We start from the raw sequence: 20,831 nt of genomic DNA, 5'->3' as shown, positions 1-20,831 counted from the left end.
AAGCCGAAAAGACGGTAGATCGCCTGCAGTTTTCATGCAATTGGTATGATATCGTTGCACAAATACACAGAATACCCGGCGTTGTCCGGGTAACCTGCTCCACCTGTCTGCCCTGCGAAGAAAAATAAGCACAATGGCGGGCATGATCCCTGACAGCAAAATTGCTCATAATCTGTAAATCCGGCTCCATGAATAACAACACCAAAGAAACCGAACGTGCCGAGCTGCACAAAACCATCTGGCGCATCGCCAATGACCTGCGCGGCAGCGTCGATGGTTGGGACTTCAAGACCTACGTGCTCGGGATGTTGTTCTACCGCTTCATCTCGGAGAACCTGACCAGCTACCTCAACGAGCAGGAGCGCCGTGCGGGCAGCGCCGACTTCGACTACGCCAAGTTGAGCGATGCCGATGCCGAGTTCGGCCGCTTGGAGACGGTGAAGGAAAAGGGCTTCTACATCCTGCCTTCGGAGCTGTTCGCCAACGTGCGGGCCCGCGCCCGGCATGACGCCAACCTCAACGAGACACTGAGCAACCTCTTTGCCGACATTGAAGGCTCGGCCACAGGCAGTGATTCCGAGGATGACATCAAGGGCCTGTTCGACGATCTCGATGTGAACAGCAGCAAGCTCGGCCCCACCGTGGTCAAGCGCAACGAAAAGCTGGTCAAGCTGCTCGACGCCATCGGCGACCTGCCGCTGTCCAACGGCGGCGGGTTCACGGGCAACACCATCGATCTGTTCGGCGACGCCTACGAATACCTGATGCAGATGTACGCCTCCACGGCGGGCAAGTCCGGCGGCGAGTTCTACACCCCGCAGGAAGTCTCCGAACTCTTGGCGCGCATCACCGTGGCGGGGAAGACCGAGGTCAACAAGGTCTATGACCCGGCCTGTGGCTCGGGCTCGCTGCTGCTCAACTTCGTCAAGGTGCTGGGCCACGATGCGGTGCGGCAGGGCTTCTACGGCCAGGAGATCAACCTCACCACCTACAACCTGTGCCGCATCAACATGTTCCTGCACGATGTGAACTACGAAAAGTTCCACATCGCCCACGGCGACACGCTGACCGATCCGGCGCACTGGGACGATGAACCCTTCGAGGCCATCGTCTCCAATCCGCCGTACTCCATCAAATGGGACGGCGATGCCAACCCTCTGCTGATCAACGACCCGCGCTTTGCCCCAGCGGGTGTACTGGCCCCCAAGAGCAAGGCCGATCTGGCCTTCACCCTGCACATCCTCGCGTGGCTGGCGGTCAACGGCACGGCGGCCATCGTCGAATTCCCCGGCGTGCTCTATCGCGGCGGTGCGGAGCAGAAGATTCGCCAGTACCTGATCGACAACAACTACGTCGACACCGTCATCCAGCTGCCGCCCGACCTGTTCTTCGGCACCACCATTGCCACCTGCATCATCGTGCTGAAGAAGTCCAAGCGCGACAACGCCACGCTGTTCATCGACGCCTCTGCCTGCTTCGTGCGCGGCGGCAACAAGAACAAGCTGCTGTCCGAACATCAGCAAAAAATCCTCGGTGCTTTCACCGACCGCCAGAGCGTTGAGCACTTCGCGCGGCTGGTCGAGAACGGCGACATCGCCGCCAACGGCTACAACATCGCGGTCAGCAGCTACGTGGAACAGGAAGATACCCGCGAGGTGGTTGATATCCAGGCACTCAACGCCAAGATTGCCCACATCGTGGCGCGGCAGGCCGAACTGCGTACGGCCATTGATGCCATCGTGGCGGATCTGGAAGGAGGGCAGGCATGAACGAGCAGCCTGCAGGTGAAATCGTCCTCTACCAGCGCGGCGATGCGCCTGCCATCGATGTCCAGCTCGATGGCGACACGGTCTGGCTGAGCCAGCAGCAACTGGCCGATCTGTTTCAGACATCGCGCACCAACGTCCTGGAGCACATCGCCAACATCTACGCCGAAGGCGAATTGAGCCAGGCGGCAACCTGTCGGGAATTCCGACAGGTTCGCACCGAGGGCACCCGCCAGGTTGCGCGAACGCTGCCCTTCTACAACCTTGACCTCATCATCTCGCTGGGCTACCGCGTCAAATCCGCCATCGCCACCCAGTTCCGCATCTGGGCCACCGAGCGCCTGCGTGAGTACCTGGTCAAGGGCTTCGCCATGGACGACGCCCGCCTGAAAAACCTGGGCGGCGGCAGCTACTGGAAAGAGTTGCTGGAGCGCATCCGCGACATCCGCTCCAGCGAAAAAGTGCTTTACCGGCAGGTACTCGACCTGTACGCCACCAGTGTCGATTACGACCCAAAGGCCGACGCCAGCGCGCTGTTCTTCAAGGCCGTGCAAAACAAGCTGCACTACGCCGCCCACGGCCGGACGGCCGCCGAAGTGATTGCCCGGCGTGCCGACGCGGGCAAACCCTTCATGGGCCTGCTGTCTTTCTCAGGCCCTCAGCCCACCAAGGCTGAAGCGGGCAATGCCAAGAACTACCTCGATGCGAACGAACTCAAGCGCTTGAACACGCTGGTGTCGGCGTACTTCGATGCCGCCGAATTCCGCGCCATGAACCATGAGCCGACCTACATGAAGGATTGGCTGGCACATCTGGAGCAATTGATCGCCGCCATGGGCGGAAAAACCCTGCAAGGCGCAGGCAAGGTCAGCCACCAGGACGCGCTGGCCCACGCCCAAGCCGAATACGCCAAATTCCGCACCCAGCTGGCCGCGCAGCCTTCCGAGGTGGAAGCGGTGTTTCTGGAAACCGTCAAGAAGGCGCAGAAGAAGATCGAAGGGAAGAAGCAATGAGCCGGATTGAAGAGTTGATTGCGGAGCTTTGCCCGGATGGGGTGGAGTTTAGAGCTATTGGGGATTTCGGGGAATTGGTGCGTGGCAACGGAATGCCGAAGTCCGATTTCGTGGAATTTGGCACAGGCTGCATTCACTACGGACAGATTTATACTTACTACGGCATCTGGACAACAGAAACGATTTCCTTTGTCGCACCAGAGAAAGCTGCGCGCCTTGCCAAGGTCGAGCAGGGCGACCTGATCATAACAAATACCAGCGAAAACATTGAGGATGTTTGCAAAGCCGTCGCTTGGCTTGGAAGTAGTCAGATTGTAACCGGTGGTCATGCTACGGTGCTGAAGCACGACCAAGATCCCAAATACCTTTCGTACTATCTGCAAACACCTGAGTTCTTCTCTGAAAAAAGAAAGCACGCGACCGGCACGAAGGTTATTGACGTTTCGGCAAAGAGTCTGGCGAAAATCCGCATTCCCGTCCCGCCCCTCAAAATCCAACGCGAAATAGTTGACGTGCTGGATAAATTCACCAAGTTGGAGGCGGAGTTGGAGGCGCGTCGGCGGCAGTACAAGCACTACCGCGACGCGCTCTTGACGTTCGGCGAGCGCACGGACGCTGACGCAAGCAAGCAAGCAAGCAAGCAAGCAAGCAAGCAAGCAAGCAAGTATACGGTGGATGACGATGAATGACATCTGCCTAAACGCATCGTCCGGAGGAACTCCACTATCGACTCGTGCCGAATATTACGGAGGTGATATTCCGTGGTTGCGCACACAGGAAGTCGATTACGCAGATATCTCTACGACTAGTGTCACCATCACAGAAGAGGGGTTGCGTAACTCATCTGCCAAATGGGTTCCCGAGAACAGTGTCATTGTTGCCATCTCGGGTGCGGGGGTTACGCGTGGACGTGTTGCGGTCAACAAAATCCGGCTAACGACGAACCAGCACTGTTGTAATTTGGAGGTCGATCCGGATCTTGCTCACTACCGATACGTCTATCACTGGCTTGTCAACCAATACGAAGACTTGCGATCACGCGGCCAAGGGAATCGTTCTGACTTGAATATCGGAATCATCAAGTCATACCCAATTCCCATTCCACCCCACGATGAACAAGTGCGCATCGCAAATATTCTCGACCACTTCGATGCACTGGTGAATGACATCAGTTCGGGCCTTCCCGCCGAGATCAAGGCCCGCCGTCAGCAATATGCGCATTACCGCAACCGGCTGCTCACCTTCAAGGAAGCCGCATGAGCGAAGACCTCAAATCCTTCCGCTACGAGCCGATTGCGCTGTCCAACGAGAGCACCGTTGTCGCCGAGTTTCTGCCCGATGCGCTCGGCGTGCATGACGGGGCCTACCAGTCCGAAGCCGAGCTGGAAAAGGCCTTCATCCAGCAGTTGCAGATGCAGGCGTATGACTACCTGACCATCACCTCGGAAGTCGAACTGCTGGTCAACCTGCGCTGTCAGTTGGAAAGGCTCAACAAGATCACATTCTCCGACGCAGAGTGGGAGCGGTTTTTCACCGCCAGCATCGCCGGAGCCAACGATGGCATCCTCGAAAAGACCGCACGCATCCAGGAAGACCACATCCAGGTGCTCAAGCGCGACGACGGCAGCACCAAGAACATCTATCTTGTAGACAAGGCCAACATCCACAACAACGCCTTGCAGGTCATCAACCAGTATGAATCGGAAGGAGCGCGCGCCACGCGCTATGACGTGACGGTGCTGGTCAACGGCCTGCCGATGGTGCATATCGAGTTGAAGCGCCGGGGCGTGGATATCCGCGAGGCCTTCAACCAAATTAATCGCTACCAGCGCGACAGCTTCTGGGCGGGCTTGGGCTTGTTCGAGTACGTGCAGCTGTTCGTTATCAGCAACGGCACGCTGACCAAGTACTACAGCAACACCGTGCGCGATGGGCATTTGAAGGAGCAGACCACTAGGCGCGGCAAGAGCAAGACCTCCAACAGCTTTGCCTTCACCAGTTGGTGGGCCGACGCGACGAACAGGGCCATCACCGAGCTGAAGGGCTTTACCAAGACCTTCTTCGCCAGGCATTCGCTGCTGAACGTCCTCACCAAATACTGCGTGTTCGATGTGGATCGCAAGCTGCTGGTGATGCGGCCCTACCAGATCGTCGCCGCCGAGCGCATCCTGCAGCGCATCGGCACGGCCACCAACCACAAGCAGCTCGGCACCGTGGCGGCGGGTGGCTATATCTGGCACACCACGGGCAGCGGCAAGACGCTGACCAGCTTCAAGGCGGCGCAGTTGGCCCGGGGCTTGCCGGACATCGACAAGGTGCTGTTCGTGGTGGATCGCAAGGATCTGGACTATCAGACCATGCGCGAGTACGAGCGCTTCGAGAAAGGCGCGGCCAACTCGAACACCTCTACGGCGGTGCTGCAACGGCAGTTGGAAGACCCCAACGCCCGCATCATCATCACCACCATCCAGAAGCTCTCCCGCTTCGTCGCCAGGAACAAGAAGCACCCGGTGTATGAGGCCCATGTGGTGGTGATCTTCGACGAGTGTCACCGCAGCCAGTTCGGCGATATGCACGCCGAAATCACCCGGGTATTCCAGCGCTACCACCTGTTCGGCTTTACCGGCACGCCCATCTTTGCCGAGAACTCGGGCGCGGGTGGCGACCCACGGCGGCGCACCACGCAGCAGGCGTTTGGCGACAAGCTGCACACCTACACCATCGTCGATGCGATCAACGACAAGAACGTGCTGCCGTTCCGGATCGACTACATCAACACGATCAAACTGCCTGCTGGGATCGAGGACAAGCAGGTGTCAGCCATCGACACCGAACGGGCACTGCTGGCACCGGAGCGCATCACACAGATCGCGGGCTACATCCGCGAGCACTTCGACCAGAAAACCAAGCGTGCCAGCAGCTACCGCCACGACGGCAGACGGCTGGCGGGGTTCAATTCGCTGTTCGCCACAGTGAGCATCGATGCGGCCAAGCGCTATTACGCGGAATTCGCGGTACAGCAGAAAGAGTTGCCCGAGGCGCAACAGCTCAAGATCAGCCTGATCTACAGCTTTGCCGCCAACGAGGGAGAAGCCGATGGCCTACTCGGCGAGGAGGCGTTTGAAACCGATGGACTGGATGCCAGCTCGCGCGATTTTCTGGAAGCCGCGATCCAGGACTACAACGGGCTGTTCTCTACCTCCTTCGACACCTCGGCAGACAAGTTCCAGAACTACTACAAGGATTTGTCGCAGCGCCTGAAAAAACGTGAGCTGGACATCGTCATCGTGGTCAACATGTTCCTGACTGGCTTTGACGCCACCACGCTCAACACCCTGTGGGTGGACAAGAACCTGAAGGCCCACGGCTTGATACAGGCCTATTCGCGCACCAACCGCATCCTCAATTCGGTCAAGACCTACGGCAACATCGTTTCCTTCCGCAATCTGGAGCAGGAGACCAACGACGCGCTTGCCCTGTTCGGCAACAAGGACGCCAAGGGGATCGTGCTGCTCAAGCCCTACGCCGAGTACTACAAGGACTACGAGAAGCACGTGGGTGAGCTGGTGGCAGGCTTCCCTCTTGGCAAAGCCATCGTCGGCGAGGCGGCGCAGAAGGCGTTCATCAAGTTGTTCGGCTCGATCTTGCGGCTGAAAAACATCCTCACGGCCTTCGACGATTTTGCCGGGCACGAAATCCTGACCGAGCGCGAGTTTCAGGATTACCAGAGTCTGTACCTGAACCTGTACGCGGAGTTTCGCGCCACGTCGGCTGCTGAGAAGGAATCGATCAACGACGATGTGGTGTTCGAGATCGAGCTCATCAAGCAGGTGGAAATCAACGTCGATTACATCCTGCTGCTGGTCGAGCAGTATCTGAAGAAAAAAGGCACGGGCGACGACAAGGAAATCCGTGCCACCATCGAGCGCGCCATCAATTCCAGCCCGTCCTTGCGTAACAAGAAAGACCTGATCGAACAGTTCGTCGATTCGGTGAACACCAAGGCCAAGGTGGATGCGCAGTGGCAGGCCTTCGTGGCGGCGAAGAAGGTGGAGGAACTGGAGCGCATCATCGCCGAGGAGAACCTCAACGCCGAGGGCGCGCGCAGTTTCATCGACAACGCCTTCCGCGACGGGAGCATCCCGACCTCGGGCACGGCTATCACGAGGATTCTGCCGCCGGTATCGCGATTCACCAAGAACAACGGCCACGCGGCCAAAAAGCGGACGGTGCTCGACAGGCTGGCAGCCTTCTTCGAGCGGTATTTTGGGTTGGCGTGAGAAGCGAGCTGAGATATTCCCAAAATGGAAGGTTGACGACGATGTCGAGGGAGATTCATCACTACGCTGCTGCGCATCCAGCCAGTTATTCGAGGTTATTCAGGGCAGATCAGGGCCACCCTGAACAGAGACTGCTGGCAGCAAGCAGTATTACCGCAGTGTTTTAAGCGCCTGTGCCCATTTATACAGTTCATCCAGCAGGGTTGTTGCAGCACGGAGGTGAGAATCAATTGGGGTGAAGTGTTTGTTTTCATCAATGAGCGTGAAAACATTCTGAATGGTGACGGCTTCCACTATCGGCATGATTTTCAGGGTAGTCAGTGTTTGTTTCAGAATCTGGGCAGCACGCAATCCACCGGATACACCGCCATAACTCACAATCCCGGCAGGTTTGTAATTCCATTCCTTGTAAACGTAGTTAAGCGCGTTGAGCAGTGAGGGCGGCGGGCCAAAATTGTATTCCGGGGTTACGAATACATAGGCATCAGCTGCGTGGACGCTGGCTGCCCAGTCTTTGGTATGCGCATGCTGATATTGCTGGCGCACCGGGTGTTCTGGCTCGTTGTACACCGGCAGGTTGAATTCTGCCAGGTCTACTGGTACCGCTTCAAATTTGCCGTGCTGGGCAGCGGCTTCGCAGAACCATTGTGCGACATGGGGCCCGACACGTCCGGGACGAGTACTACAGGTGATAATGTGAAGTTTTAAAGCCATTGTTTTTCCTTGTTTTCAAACAGAAAATTCTGGAGATTTCTGTCAATCCTGCTCAATCCGATAATTGGCAACCAACCGGAACTCACTGCCGGGCTGGATATGGACCCGATCTGTCGCGGCATTGGTGGTTTCCACGCAAATAAAACGCAGGTAATCGTCATCTTCCAGATCTGCCATTTTTGTCGAGATTTTTGCCCAGGGATTCCACACGACGGCGGTTCTGTTTCCTTTGGAAGTAATGCGGATACGGCGTTTGCGGGCTGTATCATGAATGATGAGATTGCTATCGACTGACTGGTAAATTCGGTCTACTTCCGCCTCAATGGTGACAACGCCGATCTGGTTTTTTTCCAGGTTATCGTTCACTTTATCGATATAGCGCGTGTTTTCCAGGCTGGATACATGCGTTTGCCGAATATCCCCCACGCTGAAGTAGGTATGAAAAGCCTGTGTGATTGTACATGTCTGTGAACCCGGGTTGCGGGTGATCAGCTCCAGATTAAGCGTATTACTGATGGTAATTTCCAATCTCAGCATGAATGAACGGGGCCAGATGGATTGCGTTTCTTTCGTGTCTGCAGATCCCAGTACGATTCGAGTGCCGCTGTCCGGGGTTGTGGATGTTTCGATGACATCCCACATGCGATTGCGCATAAAACCATGTGCTGATCGCCCTTTACCTTCCGGATCCGGGCCGAACCATGGCCAGCAAATCGGCACACCGCCTTTGATTGCCTTACCCTGTTGATAATAGGCACGCTTGCTTAAAAACAGAAGATCATCTTGCGCATGTATTGGTCGGAATGCAAGCACCTGTCCGCCGTAAATCGAGATCAGCGCATTGGCCTTTTCATTCTTGATATGAATAAAGGGTAAACCGCCTTCCCCTTCTTTAAAAACTACCTGCTCCCCAATTCCGTATTTTTGATTTAGTTGCTCGATATTCATCATTCTCCCGTTTAAAAATACAAAAAAACTGCAACCATCGGTGTCAGGTCAAGTATTTGGCCGCAGCCAGTGCCGAATGATAAACTCAAACGGTTACCGCATAAATACAAAATGCCCGTCGTCTCTTATTTAAGGAGCCATCATGACCCACAATTTATTCAATAGTTTAAGCACGTTATCCCTGTCTAACGGTGAAACAGCCCGGTTTTATTCTCTGCCCGCACTGGAGGCCGCCGGGTTGGGAGCCATCTCTCGCCTGCCGGTCTCTATCCGGATCGTACTGGAATCTATTTTGCGCAATTACGATGACAAAAAAATTACTGAAACCCATGTCAGACAGCTTGCCGGCTGGCAGTCCAACGCCGAACGCACGCAGGAAATCCCGTTTGTCGTCGCGCGAATCGTACTGCAGGATTTCACCGGCGTGCCATTGCTGGTTGATCTGGCCGCGATGCGCAGCGCAGCCAAGCGGCTGGGCAAAAATGCTGAATTGATTGAGCCGCTGGTACCGGTGGATCTGGTGGTGGATCATTCAATACAAGTGGATTATTACGGTGACAGCCAGGCACTGGCGCGCAATATGGAAATTGAATTCCAGCGCAATCACGAACGCTACCAGTTCATTAAATGGGGGATGCAGGCGTTTGATACGTTCGGCGTGGTTCCACCGGGAATCGGGATCGTGCATCAGGTCAATCTGGAATATCTTGCGCGCGGCGTGCATCAAAAGGAGGGATTGATTTATCCGGATACCCTGGTAGGTACCGATTCACACACCACGATGATCAACAGCATTGGCGTGGTGGGATGGGGTGTAGGCGGAATTGAAGCTGAAGCCGGGATGCTGGGACAACCGGTCTACTTCCTGACGCCAGATGTAGTCGGCGTCAATCTGGTTGGTCATCTGCAAGAAGGCGTCACTGCCACTGATCTGGTGTTGACGGTGACAGAAATGCTGCGCAAGGCCAACGTAGTCGGAAAATTTGTCGAATTTTTCGGTGAAGGTATTGCTTCGCTGAGTTTGCCGGATCGTGCCACGATTGCCAACATGGCACCTGAATACGGCGCCACCATGGGCTTTTTCCCGGTGGATGAGGTGACACTTGCCTACTTCCGTTATACCGGCCGCACCACAGAGGAAATCGATGCCTTTGAACGTTATTTCCGGGAACAAGGATTGTTTGGCATTCCTCGCCAGGGCACAATTGACTACAGCCAGGAACTCACACTGAACCTGAGTACGATTGAATCTTCTCTAGCCGGACCAAAACGTCCGCAAGATCGAATTGCACTCAAAGATCTGAAATCTACCTTTGCCGGGTTATTTAGCAAACCTGTCAAAGAAAATGGCTACGGCAAAGCAGCAGAAGTATTAGGAAACACTTACACCACCCGCGACAGCCATGCGCAATCCAACCTTTGCGTTGCTCCCGACAGCAGTCAAAATGAATCTGCATTGCTACCCGGAAGTGCGCGCAATGTGGCCGAGATGACCAATAACCGCCCTACCCCGCAAACTGCTGCTAACGGCAGTCCAATACAATCTATTGAACTGCGTCATGGTGACATCCTGATTGCCGCCATTACCTCCTGCACCAATACCTCCAACCCGAGCGTGCTGATTGCTGCCGGTTTACTGGCTAAAAAAGCAGTAGAGAAAGGGTTGACAGTCAAGAAACATATTAAGACATCGCTGGCTCCCGGCTCACGTGTCGTCACGGAATATCTCCGTGCTGCCGGTTTGATGCCCTATCTGGAGCAGCTTGGTTTCAGCCTGGCTGGTTATGGTTGTACGACCTGTATCGGAAACTCCGGGCCTTTGCCGAAAGTGGTTGAAGAAACGGTGGTCAAGGATGACCTGGTTTGTGCGGCGGTGTTATCCGGTAACCGTAATTTCGAGGCAAGGATTCACCCCAACATTCGCGCCAATTTCCTGGCATCTCCCCCGTTGGTGGTGGCTTATGCTATTGCTGGATCGGTACTGAAAGATCCAACACATGAGCCGTTAGGCACAGGTAAGGATGGTAACCCTGTGTGGCTGCGCGACATCTGGCCAGGCAGCGCAGAAATCGAATCTATGATGAAATTTGCCACCCAGGCGGACACTTTCCGCAGGTTGTACGGTGATTTCACAACAGATCATACTCTCTGGAACAATATCACTTCGGCCACCGGCAAATCGTATGACTGGCCGGCCTCCACCTACATTGCTGAGCCCCCGTTTTTTGAGGATTTTTCCCTGGAAATTAGCCAGGTCAAAATAGCAGATGCTATTCAGGGTGCACGTGCACTGGCAGTGTTTGGCGATTCAGTCACAACCGACCACATTAGCCCCGCAGGTGCTATCAAGGAATCTTCACCAGCCGGGCAATATCTGCTGGAACACGGCGTTAACCGGGCGGATTTCAACAGCTATGGCTCGCGTCGGGGTAATCATCATGTCATGATGCGCGGCACGTTTGCCAATGTACGCATCAGAAATCTGATGGTGCCCGGCAGCGAAGGCGGTGTGACGTTGTACCGCAGCGATGATGAGCGTAATGGCAAGCAGATGAGCATCTTCGATGCAGCTATGCAGTATATTCAGGATGGTATGCCGACTGTGGTATTTGCCGGCAAGGAATACGGTACCGGCTCAAGCCGTGACTGGGCCGCCAAAGGTACACAACTGCTGGGAGTAAAAGCAGTAATTGCACAAAGCTATGAACGTATCCACCGCAGTAACCTGATTGGCATGGGCGTACTGCCTCTACAATTCAAGGAAGGCAATAGTGCAGCTTCACTTGGCATCCAGGGAGATGAACGGTTTGATATTCTGGAGCTGGGCAATCTCCATCCGCAACAGGAAGTTACACTGGTTATTCACAAACAGGATGGCTCCCGCCAGGAAGTTAAATTACTCTGCCGCATTGATACCGCAATCGAAGTGGATTACTACCGCCACGGTGGTATTTTGCAGTACGTATTGAGAAAGGCTTATGCTTAAATTGCTTGAAAACAAGGATGCGTATCCACAGGATCTGATGAACTGGGTATCCAGCCCACTGGAAAGCTCGTCAACTTAAAAACTACAAAACCAGAATTACCCGGTAGTCATTAACATTGGTGCGGGTTGGGCCGGTGATAATCAGATCCCCCAGTTGGTTAAAGAAAGTCCAGGCGTTGTTATCGCCCAGTAACGCGACCGGATCAATGTCAGCCTGTTCTGCTCGGCTGAGGGTGTTTGGTGTGATCACAGCGCCGGCGTTGGTTTCGCTGCCATCGATTCCGTCAGTATCGCAGGCCAATGCGTAAACTTCCTCCAATCCATTGAGTGCGGTGGCGAGCGAGAGCAGAAACTCGGCATTGCGCCCACCTCTGCCGGAACCTTTTACCGTTACCGTGGTTTCTCCGCCGGAGATCAGGGCGACGGGTGGTTTAAACGGATTGCTGTAATGTCGTACTTCCCGTGCGATGGCGGCGTGCATTTTGGCGATTTCCTTTGCCTCTCCGGTTACGGTATCACCGAGAATCAGTGGTGTAATACCTTGTGCGCGAAAAAATTGTGCGGCAGCCGTGAGTGATTGTCGTGCTGTGGCGATGATCCTGTTTTTTACGTTTCTGAAAACCGGATCTCCCGGCTTGGGAGTTTCATTTTGTCCTGCACGGTTATTTTCCTGCAAAGCCCGCAGGGTTTGTGGAGAAACGGTGATAGCGTAGCGCTCAATCAGTGCCAGCATGTCCTGCCAGGAGGAAGGATCCGGCGCACAGGGTCCGGATGCGATGGAGGAGGGATCGTTATCGGTGACATCCGAGATGATGAGACTGTGTACCGGCGCCCGGCTGGCCGCTGCCAATCTGCCACCCAGCACGACAGATAAATGCTTGCGCACGATATTGATTTCCTGGATTGCAGCGCCACAACGCAATAGCTGACGAGTGATTGATTTCAGTTCATCCAGTGTTACTCCGGGAATGGGCGCAGATAGTAGACTGGAGCCCCCGCCGCTGAACAATCCCAGCAGCAGATCATTCGGCGTGAGTATGCGTGCCGATTCCAGCATGGCGCGGGTGGCCATTTCACCTTGCGTGTCCGGTACCGGGTGACTGGCTTCAATCACCATGATGCTGCTCGTTGCCCATCCATGACCATAAGGCGTCACCACAATCCCTTCCAGGGGATGATCTGCCGGCCAATTCTCTTCCACTGCGCGCGCCATGGCGGCAGCCGCTTTGCCAGCACCGACCACCAGCGTGTTCCCACGTGGCGGTTCAGGCAGATGACAGGGCACAATTTTCAGCGGATCAGCGGCATCAACAGCAGCATGAAAGCTATCAAGCAGAAGTTCGCGCGGATTCATGAAGAGGTTTGGGTGGTACTGAAAAGCAATGGCCGGAGAAACTGGCCGGTAAAGCTGTCGGGCATTGCTGCCACGGCTTCCGGCGTACCTTCGGCGATGATTCTGCCACCCCCGGCACCGCCTTCCGGGCCAAGATCAATAATCCAGTCTGCCGTTTTAATGACATCCAGATTATGTTCGATGATCACTACGGTATTGCCATTATCACGCAAGCGATGCAGCACTTTGAGCAACAGGTCGATGTCCTGAAAATGCAGGCCGGTGGTAGGTTCATCCAGAATGTAGAGCGTGCGACCGGTATCGCGCTTGGATAATTCCAGAGAAAGTTTAACGCGCTGCGCCTCGCCCCCAGATAGCGTGGTGGCGGATTGTCCCAGCGTGATATAGCCCAGCCCCACATCCAGCAGGGTTTGCAGTTTGCGGGCAATCACCGGCACCGCTTCAAAAAATACATGCGCATTTTCAACGGTCATTTGCAGGATTTCGTGGATATTTTTGCCTTTGTATTGAATCTCCAGTGTTTCCCGGTTGTAACGCTGCCCATGGCACACATCGCAGGCGACATAGATATCCGGCAAAAAATGCATTTCCACCTTGATAACACCATCGCCCTGGCAGGCTTCACAGCGCCCGCCCTTGACGTTAAACGAAAATCGGCCGGGCAGATAACCGCGTTCCCTGGCTTGTGGCACACCAGCAAACAACTCACGTACAGGGGTAAACAGGCCAGTGTACGTGGCAGGATTGGAACGGGGCGTACGTCCGATCGGGCTTTGGTTGATGTCGATCACCTTATCGAAAAAGCCCAGCCCGTCAATTTCCTGATAAGCCGCCGGATCAGTCAGACTGCCGTACAAATGCCGCGCCACAGCACGATACAGCGTGTCGTTGATCAGGGTGGATTTCCCTGAACCTGAAACCCCCGTCACACATACCAGCAGTCCGACCGGCAAATCAAGTGCGACCTGTTTGAGATTATTACCACTTGCTCCGCGTATGGTCAGTATTCTCTCTGGATCAGGAGAGGTGCGCGCAGCCGGGATGGCAATGGAACGCTGGCCGGAAAGAAATTGCCCGGTGAGTGAGGCAGGATTTGCCTGAATAGCAGCAGGCGTGCCTTCCGCAACCACACACCCGCCATGTTCACCGGCGCCGGGGCCCATATCGACGACATAATCTGCCAGCAGGATGGCGTCCTGATCATGCTCCACCACGATAACGCTATTGCCGAGATCACGCAGATGCTTGAGGGTTTCCAGCAAACGTTCATTATCACGCTGATGCAGGCCAATCGAAGGTTCGTCCAGCACATACATAACACCGGTCAAGCCGGAGCCGATCTGACTGGCGAGGCGAATACGCTGTGCTTCCCCGCCAGAAAGCGTATCGGCAGATCGGTTGAGTGAAAGATAATCCAGCCCGACATTGTTAAGAAACTGCAGGCGGCTGGATATTTCCTTAACAATACGTTCTGCAATGGCCTGTTTATGGCCTTCCAGCTTCATTTCATCAAAAAACTGTTTGGCTTGCCGCAGCGGCCAGGCGCTGATCGCAAAAATCGTCTCACCACCCACCGTAACGTGACGGGCCTCACGGCGCAGGCGCGTACCTTCACATTCCGGACAGACGCGTGCATTGATAAATTTGGCCAGCTCTTCCCGCACAGTTTGGGATTCAGTTTCCCGATAACGGCGCTCCAGGCTGGGGATAATGCCCTCGAACACATGCGTTTGCTGATTGGTTTTGCCTTGCTCGTTGAAGTAAGTAAATGTGACTTTTTCCTTGCCGGAACCATACAGCACAACCTGTTGTGCAGCCTCGCTCAATTGCTCGAACGGAACTTCAAGATTGAAGTGGTAATGCGTTGCTACTGCCTGCAACATCTGGAAATAGAATTGATTACGCCGATCCCAGCTTTTGATGGCGCCCGTAGCCAGTGATAAATACGGAAAAGCCACCACCCGCGCCGGATCAAAAAAAGTGATCTGCCCCAGCCCGTCACAGCGATGGCACGCGCCAGCGGGGTTGTTGAAAGAAAACAGACGTGGTTCAAGCTCGGATAAGGCATAGCTACATACCGGACAACTGAATCTGGCAGAGAATAGGTATTCCTTACCGGTATCCATTTCTACCGCCACCGCCTTGCCTTCAGCATAGTGCAAGGCCGTTTCAAAAGATTCTGCCAGGCGCTGCTTGATCTCTGGTGAAATTTTGAGACGATCAATCACCACTTCAATCGTATGTTTCCTGTTTTTCTGCAACTTCGGCAGGGCATCGATATCATGCACTTCCCCATCCAGTCGGACGCGCACAAATCCTTGCGAACGCAGCTGATCAAACAATTCCAGCTGCTCACCCTTACGCCCGGTTACCACTGGCGCAAGAATCATCAACCGGGTATCGGCCGGTAATTCCATCACCTGGTCAACCATTTGCGAAACACTTTGTGCCGCCAGCGCAATGCCATGCTCCGGGCAGTGCGGCTCCCCCGTCCGGGCAAACAGCAAGCGCAGATAATCATGTATTTCGGTGACTGTTCCCACAGTGGAGCGCGGGTTATGCGAAGTGGCTTTTTGCTCGATTGAAATGGCGGGTGATAACCCTTCGATCAGATCAACATCCGGCTTTTCCATTAATTGCAAAAACTGCCGTGCATACGCAGAAAGTGATTCAACATAACGCCGCTGGCCTTCCGCATACAGCGTATCGAAAGCCAGTGAAGATTTGCCGGAGCCGGATAACCCGGTGATCACAATTAGCCGGTTGCGTGGCAGATCAAGGTCTACGTTTTTAAGATTATGTGTCCGTGCACCACGGATCCTGATGAATTCCATCGGCTACCTAAGAAAGAGTCAACCTGATAATATACCCAACTTCCCGCTTTTATCACAATTCAAGATTACGCTTCATGTCCGCAACACCTGCATCCAGAACAGCAACCAAACTTCCTGAAAAAATGTCCCGGGTGGAGCTGCGCGCCTCCATCAGCCTGGCGGGTGTCTATGCACTTCGCATGTTCGGCCTGTTCATTATTCTTCCAGTTTTTACTTTTTTTGCCAAAGACCTGCCAGGAGGAGACAGTTACACGCTGATCGGTATCGCGCTGGGTGCTTATGGATTAACGCAGGCGATTCTGCAGATCCCATTCGGCTGGCTGTCTGATCGCATCGGGCGCAAGCCGGTTATTTATCTCGGCCTGATCCTGTTTGCTATTGGCAGCTTTGTCGCAGCATCAGCAACCGATATTTACTGGGTCATTTTCGGGCGCGTTATCCAGGGCGCCGGGGCTATTTCAGCCGCGGTCATGGCACTGGCAGCTGATTTGACACGGGAAGAACATCGCACCAAGGCGATGGCGATGATCGGGATCAGTATCGGCGCAGTATTTGCCTTGTCACTGATCTCTGCGCCAATCCTGAATCAATGGATCGGCGTGCCGGGTATTTTCGCCCTTACCGGCTGTCTGGCTATACTGGCGATGCTGGTCATGTATAAGGTAGTACCTGACCCAGCGATCAGCCGCTTTCATTCCGATACCGAGGTTACTACCAGCCGCTTCAGTAACGTGCTGCGCGATCCACAACTGCTGCGACTGAACTACGGCATTTTTGCCCTGCATGCGGTCCTGATGGCGCTCTGGCTGGTGGTACCAGTATCCCTGCGGGAGACCGGGCTGGCCGCTGATCATCATTGGCAGGTTTATTTACCCGTCATGGTGGGTGCCGTGATATTGATGGTGCCCGCCATTATTTATGCCGAGAAAAAAGCGCGGATGAAACCGGTTTTCATCGCTGCCGTAGCGTTATTGTTGCTGGCACAGGTGTTACTGGCGATCTTCAACACTTCCTTTTGGGGACTGGTTTTCGCCTTACTGGTCTTTTTCACCGCGTTCAATCTGCTCGAAGCAACACTGCCCTCACTGATCTCTAAAATTGCACCCGTTGGTGCCAAGGGAACTGCCATCGGCGTTTACAGCAGCACCCAGTTTTTAGGGGCATTTGTTGGCTCCGCCTTGGGCGGTTACTTGTTCCAGCATTTTGGCTTTTACGCCATGGCGATCATGTGCAGCGGGTTATTGATTATCTGGTTGATACTGGCCGTCACCATGCAGGCACCAGCAGCTGTCCGTTCCAAAATGTATCAGGTTGGAAAAATGAATTCCGAACAGGCCAATGACTTATCACGCGAACTGGCGGCCTTGCCGGGAGTGTATGAGGCGCTTGTACTGGCCAATGAACAGGTGGCTTACCTGAAGGTTGATCTCAAGGGTTTTGATGAAGAAAAAGTGGTTCAGTTACTGGAAGGAAATATATAAATGGCTTCATTAAACAAAGTTATGTTGATCGGTAATCTTGGTCGTGATCCGGAAATCCGTTACATGCCCAGCGGTGATGCGATAGCGAACCTGAATATCGCTACTACTGATACCTGGAAAGACAAGGGCGGCGAGAAGCAGGATCGCACCGAATGGCACCGGGTGGTCATGTTCGGCAAACAGGCTGAAATCGCCGGAGAATATCTGAAAAAAGGCTCACAGATTTATATCGAAGGCCGGCTGCAAACGCGGAAATGGACGGATAAATCCAATGTGGAACGTTATACCACCGAAATCGTCGCCGACCGCATGCAGATGCTCGGTGGCCGTTCGGGTGGCAGCAGTGGCGGCAACTATGAACCCCCGGCCGATCAGAGTAACGAATACTCAAGCAAGCCGCCCGCCAAAGCAGGTACCACTGGCAGTAACACGGGTTTCGATGATATGGAAGACGATATTCCGTTTTAGGGACTACCTATCAGGTAAACACAAGCAAGCCTGGACAAGCTTATCGCCTGTCCAGACTCTGATTTTTATCTTCTACGCGCTGTCCCACGTGCCAGTTGGTTTGACCATCGCAACCTGCACATCGCTATCTTGCTTTGTCAGTTGTACAAACCTCATCTCATCTCATTACCATGAGGCACAAACACTCTTTTCCTGTTGTTCCTGATTAATGAATGAAACACACTCTTCCCCGCACGCCCCAGCGTTGCCGGGCGAACCGGTTCCTTTTCTGCTGCATTTTTTCAGGCATTACACCGGCTGGTGTGCGCTGGTTGTGCTGTTGGAAATCGGTTCTTCGGCCAGCGGTATTCTGACGCCGTATGCCATCGGCCAGATTGTCGGCGGGGTAACGGATGCGATCAATGTGCGGGAACAGATCTTTGCCGCCGTTGCCTTTCCACTCGGGCTCTATATCGTGCTTAACCTGAGTGAAGTGCTGTTCAGCCGTGCCAGCGCCTCTTGCCGGATTGTTGTTGCCCCGCGTTTGCGTGCACAGGTAACCAGCGAGCTGTATGCATACCTGCAACATCATTCACATCGTTTTCTCAGCAATAATTTTGCTGGTGCGCTGGCCAGTCGCATTTCAGAAACTTCCACCAGCGTTAACATGACATTGTGGACGCTGGTATTTGATTTTCTGCCGATTGTCGTCACACTGACGGTATCAGTTGCTCTGCTGTGGTATGCCAGCATTCCGCTGGCCTTGTTTACGCTGGTATGGGCATTACTCTTTCTGAGTGTTTCTTACCGGCTGGCGCGACGTTGCCGGCCATTGGCGCATAAATCGGCCGAGGCACGCAGTATTACAATTGGCAAAGTGGTAGATGCCGTTACCAATCTTGCCAGTGTGCGATTGTTTGCCATGCTGGGCTTCGAGCGCAGTTATCTGAAAAATTTTCTGAATAATGAAATTACTGCGGCGCGACGCTGGCTTTGGTCCAACGAGAGAATCCTATGGTTTCAATATTCGCTAGCACTAATTCTCAAAGTGGGGACATTGCTGTTTGCGTTATGGCTGTGGCAGCAGGATCAAATATCAGTCGCTGATTTTGTGATGAGCATCAGCCTTTCATTGCTGATCATCAATGAAGTGCGCAACATCAGTCGTCGTTTCATTGATCTGTTTGAATACATTGGCAATATTACCAACGGGGTGTATACCATCGTGCGCGAACACGAAATTACCGATCCCCCTGGAGCAAAACCGCTGCAGGTTACCCGGGGTTGTATTGAATTGCGTGATGTTACCTTCAGTTATGTTCCTGGCAGCCCGGTATTTGAAAATCTCAATTTGCGGATTGAAGGCGGGCAACGTGTTGGGCTGGTGGGATATTCCGGTTCCGGTAAATCCACCTTGCTGAACCTGATTTTGCGGCTGTACGATCCCCAGCAAGGCAGTATTCTGATTGATGGCCAGGATATCCGGAACATTACCCAGCAATCCCTGCATGCACAAATCAGCCTAATTCCGCAAGATCCGGGACTGTTTCACCGCACACTGCTGGAGAACATCCGTTATGGTCGCCCCGATGCTAATCAGGAAGAGATTGAACTGGCGGCACGCGGCGCGGATGCGCATGAATTTATCGAGCGCATGCCCAGTCAGTATGAATCACTGGTGGGCGAGCGTGGTGTAAAGCTCTCTGGTGGCCAGCGGCAGCGTATCTCCATCGCCCGGGTGATCGTAAAGAATGCGCCGATTCTGATCATGGATGAAGCTACTTCCAGCCTGGATTCCGTGACTGAACAAGCCATCCAGAACAGCCTGGATACACTCATGCAAAACAAGACTGTTATCGTGGTTGCGCACCGCCTTTCTACCATTGCACACTTGGATCGCATTCTGGTGTTCCGCCACGGGCGTATTATTGAAGACGGCAGCCATGCCAAACTGCTGGCTGCCAATGGCGCTTACACCCAATTGTGGACCCGGCAGACAAATGGATTTCTGGTTGAATAAATGGAACAAGATCGCAAACATTTTCTTAATCGGTATTGCAATCAACATATTCGCATTACGCTCTATTGCAGATACTTGATACTGAGTGTGTGTTTGATGATTGGCCTTATCCATCCGGCGCATGCACAAGCTGATGCAATTGATACCCTCATCAAATTCAAAAATCAGGACAGCATCGCCCAATCGCTAAAACCAGAGGAGCTTGATACCTTTAGCAGGTGGACAATATTGAATGTTTTTGAAGTGCACGAGCACAGGGAGCGCCAATATAAGGCTTATCCTGTGCGGCCCGTTTTGGATCAGATTTTTGGACAAGGCTGGAGAGCTGCAGACGAGATTGTCTTTAGCTGCAAAGATGGCTATCAGCCCAGTATTCCGGTTGCGAAGTTTCTCGCTTACGACGCCTATCTTGCTGTTGCCAGCGCAGATGGTTCCCCTTTTATACTGAATAACACACTGCAAAATCATGAAGTGGTGGAACTGGGGCCGGTTTATCTGGTATGGGATAACCTGAAATTCCCCATCCTGCTTGAGGAAGGCGCTGCCGATATGCCGTATCAGATCATTGGCATTGAGCTCGCTTCTTTTGCCACCCGTTTCCCGGGGATGTTTCCGCCAGCGCGTGTTTCTGCCGAAGTCAAACGTGGTTTTCTGCATTTCCGCAAGTATTGCATGGTGTGCCATACCATCAACGGACAAGGCGGGGGAAAAGCACCTGAATTAAATTACCCCATCAGCGTAACCGAATACTTCAAACCGGAATACCTGAAACGTTGGATTGATGATCCGGCCAGCCTGCGCTACAACACGCCCATGCCAGCGCTGGCTGCAGCAATACCGGAGCGGGAGAAGGTGCTGGAGGAAATTATTGCTTACCTGACGGCTATGCAGAGGGTGAAGCACATTCCACCCGCGAAAAACAGCAAAGATTGATTCTGCTACTGTTGCTCTGGTAATGATGTACAGCAGCGCGTCCAGTATTCTTTGA

The 20,831-nt window shown here is 53.9% G+C and carries 14 protein-coding genes; 10 read left to right on the top strand and 4 right to left on the bottom strand.

Going from position 1 to position 20,831, the window contains the following annotated elements; genetic code table 11:
* The first annotated feature begins 188 nt into the window (after positions 1 to 188).
* From BM331_RS07215 to BM331_RS07200, 5 genes are read left to right on the top strand one after another with little or no spacing between them, the layout of a single operon-like run.
* On the top strand, positions 189 to 1,769 hold the full coding sequence (locus tag BM331_RS07215; RefSeq protein ID WP_074928422.1) for a type I restriction-modification system subunit M: 1,581 nt from the start codon (positions 189 to 191) through the stop codon (positions 1,767 to 1,769).
* On the top strand, positions 1,766 to 2,779 hold the full coding sequence (locus BM331_RS07210; protein WP_074928421.1) for a virulence RhuM family protein: 1,014 nt from the start codon (positions 1,766 to 1,768) through the stop codon (positions 2,777 to 2,779). The genes BM331_RS07215 and BM331_RS07210 overlap by 4 nt, the downstream gene beginning before the upstream one ends.
* Positions 2,776 to 3,468, top strand: a complete 693-nt coding sequence (locus BM331_RS12050) for a restriction endonuclease subunit S (RefSeq protein ID WP_218154568.1) — start codon at positions 2,776 to 2,778, stop codon at positions 3,466 to 3,468. The genes BM331_RS07210 and BM331_RS12050 overlap by 4 nt, the downstream gene beginning before the upstream one ends.
* Positions 3,461 to 4,039: a restriction endonuclease subunit S gene (locus BM331_RS12045; protein WP_218154567.1), complete on the top strand. Its 579-nt coding sequence runs from the start codon at positions 3,461 to 3,463 to the stop codon at positions 4,037 to 4,039. The genes BM331_RS12050 and BM331_RS12045 overlap by 8 nt, the downstream gene beginning before the upstream one ends.
* Positions 4,036 to 7,059 (top strand): type I restriction endonuclease subunit R, encoded by a 3,024-nt coding sequence (locus BM331_RS07200; protein WP_074928419.1) that lies wholly within the window; start codon positions 4,036 to 4,038, stop codon positions 7,057 to 7,059. The genes BM331_RS12045 and BM331_RS07200 overlap by 4 nt, the downstream gene beginning before the upstream one ends.
* 150 nt (positions 7,060 to 7,209) lie before the next feature.
* Here the strand turns inward: BM331_RS07200 and BM331_RS07195 are convergent, their stop codons facing one another.
* On the bottom strand, positions 7,210 to 7,773 hold the full coding sequence (locus BM331_RS07195) for an NADPH-dependent FMN reductase (RefSeq protein WP_074928417.1): 564 nt from the start codon (positions 7,771 to 7,773) through the stop codon (positions 7,210 to 7,212).
* 42 nt (positions 7,774 to 7,815) lie between these two features.
* On the bottom strand, positions 7,816 to 8,721 hold the full coding sequence (locus tag BM331_RS07190; RefSeq protein WP_074928415.1) for a D-hexose-6-phosphate mutarotase: 906 nt from the start codon (positions 8,719 to 8,721) through the stop codon (positions 7,816 to 7,818).
* A 142-nt stretch (positions 8,722 to 8,863) separates the two neighbouring features.
* Between BM331_RS07190 and acnA the strand changes: the two genes are divergently transcribed.
* On the top strand, positions 8,864 to 11,707 hold the full coding sequence (gene acnA, locus BM331_RS07185; protein WP_074928413.1) for an aconitate hydratase AcnA: 2,844 nt from the start codon (positions 8,864 to 8,866) through the stop codon (positions 11,705 to 11,707).
* Between the two features lie 82 nt (positions 11,708 to 11,789).
* On the opposite strand, the gene BM331_RS07180 is transcribed toward acnA, so the two are convergent.
* Together BM331_RS07180 and uvrA are read right to left on the bottom strand one after the other, a co-directional pair.
* On the bottom strand, positions 11,790 to 13,061 hold the full coding sequence (locus BM331_RS07180) for a glycerate kinase type-2 family protein (protein ID WP_074928411.1): 1,272 nt from the start codon (positions 13,059 to 13,061) through the stop codon (positions 11,790 to 11,792).
* Positions 13,058 to 15,895 (bottom strand): excinuclease ABC subunit UvrA, encoded by a 2,838-nt coding sequence (gene uvrA, locus BM331_RS07175; protein WP_074928409.1) that lies wholly within the window; start codon positions 15,893 to 15,895, stop codon positions 13,058 to 13,060. The genes BM331_RS07180 and uvrA overlap by 4 nt, the downstream gene beginning before the upstream one ends.
* A 74-nt stretch (positions 15,896 to 15,969) precedes the next feature.
* Between uvrA and BM331_RS07170 the strand changes: the two genes are divergently transcribed.
* The 4 genes from BM331_RS07170 (at position 15,970) to BM331_RS07155 (ending at position 20,776) form a co-directional block, all read left to right on the top strand.
* Positions 15,970 to 17,376, top strand: coding sequence for an MFS transporter (locus BM331_RS07170; RefSeq protein ID WP_256214846.1), 1,407 nt, complete (start codon positions 15,970 to 15,972; stop codon positions 17,374 to 17,376).
* The gene (locus tag BM331_RS07165; protein ID WP_074928407.1) at positions 17,377 to 17,844 is read left to right on the top strand and encodes a single-stranded DNA-binding protein; all 468 of its coding nucleotides are present in this window, start codon (positions 17,377 to 17,379) and stop codon (positions 17,842 to 17,844) included.
* 208 nt (positions 17,845 to 18,052) lie between these two features.
* Positions 18,053 to 19,843 (top strand): ABC transporter ATP-binding protein, encoded by a 1,791-nt coding sequence (locus BM331_RS07160; RefSeq protein ID WP_074928405.1) that lies wholly within the window; start codon positions 18,053 to 18,055, stop codon positions 19,841 to 19,843.
* Positions 19,844 to 19,939: 96 nt separating this feature from the next.
* Positions 19,940 to 20,776, top strand: a complete 837-nt coding sequence (locus tag BM331_RS07155; protein WP_256214849.1) for a c-type cytochrome — start codon at positions 19,940 to 19,942, stop codon at positions 20,774 to 20,776.
* Positions 20,777 to 20,831: the final 55 nt, after the last annotated feature.

Source organism: Nitrosomonas eutropha (assembly GCF_900116685.1).
Classification (GTDB): domain Bacteria; phylum Pseudomonadota; class Gammaproteobacteria; order Burkholderiales; family Nitrosomonadaceae; genus Nitrosomonas; species Nitrosomonas eutropha_A.
The sequence above is the reverse complement of the archived record's forward strand: the minus strand, read 5'-3'. Positions and strand labels throughout refer to the sequence as shown.